The organism is Mesorhizobium sp. M2A.F.Ca.ET.037.01.1.1 (assembly GCF_003998075.1).
In the GTDB taxonomy this organism is placed as follows: Bacteria; Pseudomonadota; Alphaproteobacteria; order Rhizobiales; family Rhizobiaceae; genus Mesorhizobium.
In genome coordinates this window covers 1-8,789 of the sequence record NZ_RZSA01000178.1, presented here as the reverse complement: position 1 = coordinate 8,789, position 8,789 = coordinate 1, and the positions used below count along the sequence as shown (strand labels likewise).

General features: G+C 64.0%; 8 protein-coding genes and 1 pseudogene. 6 read left to right on the top strand and 3 right to left on the bottom strand.

Annotated features, from left to right (window positions below):
• The first annotated feature begins 25 nt into the window (after positions 1 to 25).
• The 6 genes from EOA27_RS11570 (at position 26) to EOA27_RS11545 (ending at position 6,592) form a co-directional block, all read left to right on the top strand.
• Complete coding sequence (locus EOA27_RS11570; protein ID WP_127256219.1) at positions 26 to 1,054, top strand: LacI family DNA-binding transcriptional regulator; 1,029 nt, start codon at positions 26 to 28, stop codon at positions 1,052 to 1,054.
• A gap of 294 nt (positions 1,055 to 1,348) precedes the next feature.
• Entirely contained in the window at positions 1,349 to 2,473 is a 1,125-nt protein-coding gene (locus EOA27_RS11565) for a sugar ABC transporter substrate-binding protein (RefSeq protein WP_126081918.1), read from the top strand.
• Between the two features lie 75 nt (positions 2,474 to 2,548).
• A complete protein-coding gene (locus EOA27_RS11560) occupies positions 2,549 to 4,093 on the top strand; it encodes a sugar ABC transporter ATP-binding protein (RefSeq protein ID WP_126081919.1) in 1,545 nt (514 codons plus the stop codon).
• Positions 4,090 to 5,070: an ABC transporter permease gene (locus tag EOA27_RS11555; RefSeq protein WP_126081920.1), complete on the top strand. Its 981-nt coding sequence runs from the start codon at positions 4,090 to 4,092 to the stop codon at positions 5,068 to 5,070. Before EOA27_RS11560 ends, EOA27_RS11555 begins: the two co-directional genes overlap by 4 nt.
• Positions 5,067 to 6,053 (top strand): ABC transporter permease, encoded by a 987-nt coding sequence (locus EOA27_RS11550; protein WP_126081921.1) that lies wholly within the window; start codon positions 5,067 to 5,069, stop codon positions 6,051 to 6,053. Before EOA27_RS11555 ends, EOA27_RS11550 begins: the two co-directional genes overlap by 4 nt.
• 35 nt (positions 6,054 to 6,088) lie before the next feature.
• Entirely contained in the window at positions 6,089 to 6,592 is a 504-nt protein-coding gene (locus EOA27_RS11545; protein ID WP_245466992.1) for a gluconokinase, read from the top strand.
• A gap of 12 nt (positions 6,593 to 6,604) precedes the next feature.
• On the opposite strand, the gene EOA27_RS11540 is transcribed toward EOA27_RS11545, so the two are convergent.
• From EOA27_RS11540 to EOA27_RS11530, 3 genes and pseudogenes are all read right to left on the bottom strand, one after another.
• Positions 6,605 to 7,750, bottom strand: coding sequence for a hypothetical protein (locus EOA27_RS11540; RefSeq protein WP_126081923.1), 1,146 nt, complete (start codon positions 7,748 to 7,750; stop codon positions 6,605 to 6,607).
• A gap of 139 nt (positions 7,751 to 7,889) precedes the next feature.
• Entirely contained in the window at positions 7,890 to 8,336 is a 447-nt protein-coding gene (locus EOA27_RS11535; RefSeq protein WP_127256216.1) for an Rrf2 family transcriptional regulator, read from the bottom strand.
• Positions 8,337 to 8,587: 251 nt separating this feature from the next.
• Positions 8,588 to 8,789, bottom strand: a pseudogene (locus tag EOA27_RS11530) (sulfate ABC transporter substrate-binding protein); the annotation flags it as partial.

Below are 8,789 nucleotides of genomic sequence, written 5' to 3'. Positions count from 1 at the left end.
GGGATGTCCCGCACGGGGCTGGCCCTTGAGCAAGCGGCGCCCCCGCCGCGGCGGCGGCCGTCCGACCATTGCCGATGTCGCGCGCAAGGCGGGTGTCGGCGCGATCACGGTGTCGCGCGCGCTGCGCGAGCCCGGACGGGTGTCGGAGGACCTTCGCCGGCAGATACAGGCAGCGGTCGACGAACTCGGCTACGTGCCCGACCCGAACGCGCGCGCGCTTGCCTCGGCGCGCGCCGAGGTGTTCGGCGTACTGGTGCCTTCGCTCACCAACAACGTCTTCGCCGAAGTCGTGCGCGGCATCTATGACAGTCTCTCCGACAGCCCGTTCCGCATCCAGATCGGCAACACGCATTATTCCGGCCTGGAGGAAGAGCGGCTGCTGCAGGTCTTCGGATCGCAACGTCCGGCGGCGCTGATCGTGGCCGGCATCGACCAGACCCCCGGCGCGCGACGACTGCTGGAGAATGCCGGCTGCCCTGTGGTGCAGGTGATGGAGACCGGGCCGGACCCGGTCGACATGATGGTCGGCTTCTCGCATCTCGACGGCGGCAGGACGGCCACCGAGCACCTTCTGCAGGCCGGCTATCGCAAGATCGGCTTCATCGGCGCCAGGATGGATCCGCGTTCGCAGCGGCGCCTTGCCGGCTACCGCGCCGCCATGGAGGCTGCCGGGCTGTTCGATCCGCGGCTGGTCACCACGACGCCGGTGCCGTCAAGCGTGAGCCTCGGGCGCGAGCTGTTCCGTGACGCACTGGCCAAGATGCCGACGCTGGACGGCGTGTTCTGCAACAATGACGATATCGCGCTCGGCGTTCTGTTCGAATGCCGTCGCGCTTCTATCGACGTGCCAAAACAGATCGGCATTGTCGGCTTCAATGATCTCGACATGATGCAGGTTTCGTTTCCCTCGATCACCAGCGTGCGCACGCACCGCTATGAAATCGGCACACGATCCGTCGCCATGGCGCTTGCGGCGATCGCCGGAAACCGGCCGCAACAGCGGATCGTCGATCTCGGTTTCGAGCTCATGCGGCGCGAGAGCACCGCGCGTTGAAGAGCCTGGAAAAATGTTGAAGGCACCGCTTTACAGCCAATCATGGTAGCGCTACCATTTGTCTGTAAAATCGACATTTGGCGGGATTGGAGGCTGTTTATTATACATAAGCAACAGTCCTTGCTTGTTTATTATGTATAATATGATAGTTTTCTAAATTGCCAGGAACACTGAGGGGGAGAGGAGGATCAGGGCGACGTGGGTCGTCCCTGTGGGCGTGTTTGGTGGGCGGAGGGTGCCGACCGTGAGCGCCAGGATTCATCACAAGCAGAACTGCAACTGGGAGGAATATCGATGATCAAGTCACTCGTTGGCGGCGTCATTGCCGCCACTGCATTCGTCATGCTGGGTTCGTCGGCGATCGCCGGACCTGAAGTGGTCAAGGGACCCGCGGCAGAGCCGGACTGCTTTGCGCCATGGGCGGCCGACACGCAGTTTTTCAAATTTCCGAAAAAAGACGGTCCTTACCGCATCGCGCTTGCCAACGGCTACATCGCCAACACCTGGCGCATCCAGATGATCCAGACGGCCAAGGCCTATGCGGCGCAGCCGGATGTCGCCAAGAAGCTCAAGGAATTCAAGGTCGTGTCGACCGGCGAGGATGTGCCGGCGCAGATTTCGGCGATCAACAACTTCATCGATTCCGGCTTCGACGCGATCGTCGTCAACGCACAGAATCCGACCGCCTTCGGGCCAGTCATCAAGCGTGCCAAGGAAGCCGGCGTCGTGCTCGTTGCCTTCGACAACATCCTCGACACCAAGGATGCCATCAACGTCAATGTCGACCAGAAGGGCCTGGGCGAGCTCTGGGGCAAATGGCTGGTCGCGCATGTGCCGAATGGCGGCAAGGTGCTCGAAGTGCGCGGCGTTGCCGGCACCTCGGTCGACACCGATCGCCACAACGGCATCCACGAGGTGCTCGATGGGTCGGGCAAGAAGTGGGACGTCACCGAGGTCGTCGGCAAGTGGGATGACGGCGTGGCGCAAAAGGCCACGGCCGATGCCATCGCCACCAGCGGGCCGTTCGACGGCGTCACCGGGCAAGGCGGCGACACCGGCATCGTGCAGGCGATGATCGACGCCAAGCATCCCTTCGTGCCCTTCGGCGGCGAGACGGAAAACGGCTTCCGCAAATTCTGCGCCGCGCACGCTGCCGATGGACTGAAATGCTCGTCCGCCGGCACCGGCCCCGCACAGGTGGCGGTTGCCATCAAGACCGCGATCTCGGCGCTCGAAGGCAATGTCGTGCCGCAATCGGTCAAGTTGCCTTTGGCTATCGTGGAGGACCCGAACTTCAAGGCCGGCCAGGACTACTTCCCGGACCAGTCCGACAATTTCTTCGTCGGCAATTCCTTCCCGACCTGCGGCATCAATTTCACCGCGCAGGAAATCATGGGCCAGACCAAGGAAAACAAATAGTCTGACCGGACGGTGCCGCGGCGAGCTCGCGGCACCGTCCTCCTGTTCTCAACTCGAAACGGCCAGGGAGGGCTGATGGACGGCGCGGCTCCGCTCTTCCGCATGGAAGGCATCTCCAAGCGTTATGGCGGCGTGCGGGCCCTTGAAAAGGCCGACCTGACGGTCACTGCCGGCGGCATCCACGCCATTCTGGGCGAGAACGGCGCCGGCAAATCGACGCTGATCAAGGTCATGGCCGGCGTCGTGGCGCCCGACGAAGGCACGATGACGCTCGATGGCCGCGAAGTGAGCTTCGCCTCGCCGGCAGCAGCCAATCAGGCCGGCATCGTCTGCATCTTCCAGGAACTGTCGCTCATCCCAGAATTGAGCGTCGCCGACAACATCGTCATTTCCGATCCGCCGAAACGCTTCGGCATGATCGACCGCAAGGCGCAGCGGCGCATTGCGGAGGAAGCGCTGGCACGCGCCGGGGCTTCCGACATCCATCCCTGTGCCCTGGTCAAGGATCTGCCGCTGTCGCGCCGGCAGATGGTGGAGATCGCCAAGGCGCTGGCCCGGAAACCGCGCATCCTGATCCTCGACGAGGCGACCTCGGCGCTGACGGCGGCGGATGTCGCCAAGGTCTTCGAGGTGCTGAAGCGGCTGCGGTCAGAAGGACTGGCGCTGCTCTACATCTCGCACCGCATGAACGAGATCGCCGAGCTCGCCGACCACTGCACGGTGTTCCGCAACGGCCGCAACGTCGCCAGCTACCCCGCCGGCTCGAAGAGCGACAATGAAGTGGTCGAGCTGATGATCGGCCGCGAATACAGCCATATCTTCCCGCCGAAACCCGGTCCAACTGCGGCCGCGACGACGGTTCTCGAAGCGCGCAGCCTCTCCTGGGCCGACCGGCTGGACAATATCTCGTTGAGCGTCAGGGCAGGGGAAGTCGTGGGTCTCGGCGGTCTCGATGGACAGGGGCAGCGCGAATTGCTGCTTGCTTTTTTCGGCGTGCTGCGCGGCCTTTCAGGCGAGATCCTGATAGACGGCAAGCCGGTTTCGATCGCCAGCCCGACCGCGGCAAGCCACGGCCGCATCGGCATGGCGCTGATCCCCGAGGATCGCAAGACCGAAGGGCTGATGCTGCCGATGACGGTGCGTGAGAACCTGTCCTTCGCGGCGCTCGACAGGCTTTCGAAAGGCGGCATCATCGATCGCGTCGCCGAGCAGCGGCTGATCGACGACATGGTCGGGCTCTTGGCCATCAAGACAGCGGGTCTCGACATCCCTGTCGGCGCGCTCTCCGGCGGCAACCAGCAGAAGGTGGTGATCGCCAAATGGCTGATGCGGCAGCCGCGCATCATCCTGCTCAACGATCCGACGCGCGGCATCGATGTCGGCACCAAGCAGGAGCTCTACCAGCTGATGCGCAAGCTGGCCGACGCGGGCGCCGCGATTCTGTTCTATTCGACCGACTATGACGAGCTGATCGGCTGCTGCGACCGCGTGCTGGTGCTCTATGACGGCGCGGTCAAGCGCGAGCTGGTCGGCGCCGAGATCACCGAGCACGCGCTGATCGCCAGCGCGCTCAACATCCATGGCGAAGGTGCCGGGCCGAAGCAGGGAGTGGGCGCGTGAAGGACTGGCGCTACTGGCTGGCCGAGCAGCGCGGGACGCTGCTGGCATTCGGCATCTTCATCGTCATGTTCGCCATCTACAGCGGCAACCATCCGGCCGGCTTCACCGCCAATGTCGTGCAGACGGCGGCCAACAAGGGCGTGCTGCTGGCCTTCGTCGCCATGGCTCAGACATTGGTGGTGATCACCGCAGGCATCGACCTGTCGGTCGGCATGATCTTCGCGCTCACCAACTGCATGGCTTCATGGCTGGTGATCGGCACCGGCCTGGAGACGGCGTTTGGCGTGCTGGCTGTGCTCGGCACCGGGCTCATCTGCGGCGCCGTCAACGGCGCGATCGTCATCTACGGTCGGCTGCAGCCGATTGTCGCCACCATAGCCACGGGCGCCGTCTTTTTCGGCTTGGCGCTGCTTTTGCGACCGGTTCCCGGCGGTTCGGTCAATGAGGACCTTGCGGATTTCCTGACCGGGCGTTTCTTCGGCGTCGTGCCGGCGAGCCTCGTGGCGCTGCTGGTCATCGTGCTCGTCGTCTGGGTGCCGTTCAGCCGCTCCGAATTCGGGCGCGCCGCTTATGCGGCCGGTTCATCGGAGACGGCGGCTTACATGTCGGGCGTGCCGATCCGCAGGGGCAAGTTCCTGGCATACACGCTTGCCGGCCTGCTTGCGGCCATCGGCGGCCTGTTCCTGACCTTCTTCACCTATACGGGCGAGGCGGCCTATGCGAGCGGCAACGCCTACACGCTGTTCTCGATCGCCGCCGTCGTGCTCGGTGGTGTTTCGCTGTTCGGCGGCAAGGGCAGCGCCATCGGCGCGATCTTCGGCGCGCTCGCCTTCCGCACCATCGGCGACCTCTTGTTCGTCTTCGACTTCGATCCGCTCTGGCAGCCGCTGTTCCAGGGCGTTATCCTATTGATCGCGGTCAGCCTCGGCGCTTTCGCGCTGTTTCGGGTGCGCAACCGGCTGGAGTGGTTCCTGTGAGCGAAACGACCATCGGCGGCATCGCCGGCCGCATGCCCAAATTTCTGCGACGCGCCGATCCGGCTGTTGTCACCTCCTTCGCCTGCATTGTGATCCTGCTCCTGCTCGGCAGCCTCTATTCGCGCAGCTTCCTTTCGCCGGAATATCTGCTGCAACAGTTGAAGGTCGCGTCCTTCCTCGGTGTCATCGCCACCGGCATGATGCTGGTCATCCTGCTCGGCCAGATCGATCTGTCCGTGCCGTGGTCCGTGGCCACAGGCGCGATGATGGCCTGCGCGGCCGCCGCCTACGGATCGCTCGGCGTCGCGTTGGCCATTCCTTTCGGGGTCCTGTGCGGCGTCGCGATCGGCCTCGTCAACGGCATCGGCGTCGCCTATCTGCGCATTCCCTCGATGATCATCACCTTGGCCACCAATGCCGTGGCGCAAGGGCTGATGGTTGTCTATACGGGCGGTTTCTCGCCACAGGATTCGGCGACGGCGGCGATGCGCTATCTGGCAACCGGTTTCACCATCCCGGGCGTTCCCAACGCCGTCATCATCTGGGCGCTGATCGGCGCCGCGATGGTCTTCGTGCTGACCCGCACCAGCTTCGGCCGCGCCGTCTACGGCATCGGCAATCGCGAGCGCGCCGCCTATCTTTCCGGCATCGACACGCGCCGTATCGTGCTGATCGCCTTCGCCGTCTCCGGCGGCCTATCGGCTTTTGGCGGCGTGCTTCTGGCCGGCTATGCTTCAAAGGCGGCGCAGTCGATGGGCGACGCCTATCTGCTGCCGTCGATAGCCGCCGTCGTGCTGGGCGGCACGTCGATCCTCGGCGGGCGCGGCTCCTATCTGGGCACGGTTGCGGGCGTGATCCTGATCACGCTCCTGCAATCCATCCTCTCAGTCATGCAGATGCCCGAGGCGGGGCGGCAGATCATCTATGGCGTCGTCATCGTCGCCATGCTTCTGCTCTACGGGCGCGCGCCGGCAAGCCGCTGACCGTGGATGAGGCAAGCGCAAGACCGCAGCTTCGCATGACCGATCTTCGGACGGCGCCGGCCATCGTCGTGATGGGCGTTGCCGGTTGCGGCAAGACGGCCGTCGGCGAAGCGCTTGCCGGGGCTCTTGGCGCCGACTTCATCGAAGGCGACCGGCTGCATCCGCCGGAGAATGTGGCGCGCATGGCGCGCGGCGAGCCGCTGACGGATGCGCTGCGCGAGGGCTGGCTCAACGCCATCGGCGCGCGCATCGCGAGTTCCGTTGCCGAAGGGCGGAATGCGGTGGCGGCGTGCTCGGCGCTGAAGCGGACGTATCGCGACAGGCTGAGCCGCTTTTGTCCGGAGGTCGTCTTCCTTTACCTCAAGATCGATCGCGAGACCGCCTGGCGACGGGTCGCCAATCGCAAGGGTCATTTCATGCCCGCAAACCTGGTCGACAGCCAGTTCGCCACGCTGGAAGAGCCTGCCGCGGACGAGCGGGCGGTGACGGCCGACGGGACGCGAAGTGTCGCCGGGATCGTAAAAGAGATCATCCGCTAGATCGGTTGGTATTCATGCGCCGTCATTGCCGATTGCGGCCTCGGTTGGCCGCTCGGTCAGCCGCGTGGCGCTCGACCAGGCCATCATCTGCTCCGGACAGAGTTTGAGCGTTTCCAGCATATGGTCGCGCTTCGACAGGATGTATCCCGCCTGGACCGCAAGGTTCTTCGCCGCTGTGTCCCCCGCCGGCAATGCGGGCGCTTGCGTGCCTGCGCTCAGCTCGCTGACGATAGCCCGGTACTGGCGGAAAGGGATCGTCTCGATCGTCGCCATATGAAACAGCGCAGCACCCGCGCGTGCGGCGAAGTTTGCCGGCGCCGAGGCGAGGTGGGTCCAGCCACGTTCGCCCATGGCGGCCTCGGCGAAGGCGGAGCCGGCATAGATGGTGTTGGTCATCAGCACCACGCCATTTGCTTTCAGGACCTTCTGGATGCGCGTGGTGACCTGGTATGCGTCGGTGCGCTCAAAGACGATTCGGCTTTTCAGGAAACGGTTCTCGACCTTGACCAATGGCGGATTGATGACGCGCAAGCCGAATTCGCTTGGCGAAAGACCGTGGTACCGCGCGCTTACCTGATGGGCATCGACGCCGGCCTCATGCAAGGCGCGCTTGCCCATGATCGTCTGCGCCGTGAACTGGTCGCACCATATGATGACGCCGCGCCCGTTGCGCAGGGCTTGGTGTAGAGCCTCGAGGCCTTCGAGGCGGATCGCCGGCGACCAGCGCCAGCCGGCAACGAGATGCGCAGCAAGCGTCAGCCGCCGGCGGTGAACGGCGGCAAGCTGCGCTTCGAACATTCTTCGCGTGTCGACAGTGTCGCCGAGCACCGCCTTCACCGCTATGTCGTAGCGGGCGAACTCCTTGCGGAAATGCCGCTTGCGCCGGAGCCCCGACACCCGGCCGCAGATGGGTTCCCACGATGAGACCGGCAGCAGCGCCGCGACGCCAAGATAGAAACAGGACAGCAGGCTCTCGCGCAGGTCCCGATTAGCGAAGCGGCGCAGTTTTCCGGGGCGGATTACCTTGCGGCTGAAGAAGCGAACGGTTTCGTTGCGCTCCGGCACCGGCACGTCGGCGATGATCTCGGTGCGATAGATGTCGTTCGACGTTGGCTGCCGGCTGGCCCTGCGGGAATTGCCAAGCCAAGGCAGCCTCATGCGTCAGAGCCCCGTTCCACTTTTTAGATGGAGCATGATCTTGTCCGAAAACCGGTACCCACTTTTCCGGATCGTGCTCCGCTTTACTGCGTCGAAAGCAGACAAGCAAGCAAGGGGCCTCTGTCGAGGGCGAGCCGTTTCAGATCTGCGAAGTGAGCTCTGCCGGGAAATCGTCGTTGTCGGCGTCGCGCATGGCAGCGAGGCTGCGGTTGTCCAGCACCTCGGCGATTGCCTGGCGCACTTCCAGCATCATGTGGCGGACCTGGCATGTCGCCTCGTCGCAATCCTCGCAACGCTGGTATTGGGTGCGGCTGGCGCAGATCGGCGCCAGCGGTCCGTCGAGCACGCGCACGACATGGCCGATCTTGATCTCGGAAGCGGGCCGGGCGAGGCGATAGCCGCCTTCCTTGCCCTTGCGGCTCTGGACGAAGCCGGCATTGCGCAGCTCGCCCAGGATCGCATCCAGGAATTTCTTCGGGATGTTGTTGGCGACCGCAATGTCGTTGACGAATGCAAGCTGGCCAGCCGGCAGGCTGGCAAGATGCACAAGGGCCTTGAGGCCGTATTTGCCTTTTTTGGTCAGCATGCCCGATTCAATTCATCAAACCCCAATCGCCCTGCATCTGGCGGTTGTTTGTGTGCAAATCATGACAGTTTGACCGTCGAACGCCCTCTGGCCCAACAATTTGCCGGTGCAGCTTAGGCACAAACGCGTTGATTCTTCGTAACGTTTTTCACGTTGGGGCCGCGATTTCCCCCGCGAACTCATGCAGCCCCGCTTACAAGAAGAAAGCCGGCAAAGCCGGCCTCCTTGCGCTTCCTGATTGTGGAGCCCTTTCAGCGGGCGCCATAGGCCTGATCGAGCAGCCCGCCTGCGGCAAAATGCTCTTTCTGAACCTTGTCCCAACCACCGAATACCTCATCCACCGTCAGCAGGCGGACGTCCGGGAAGTCGGCCTTGTGCTTGGCGGCGACCGTCGCATCGCGAGCCCGCAAGCCGTTCTCGGCGGCAATCTCCTGGCCATCCGGCGTGTAGAGG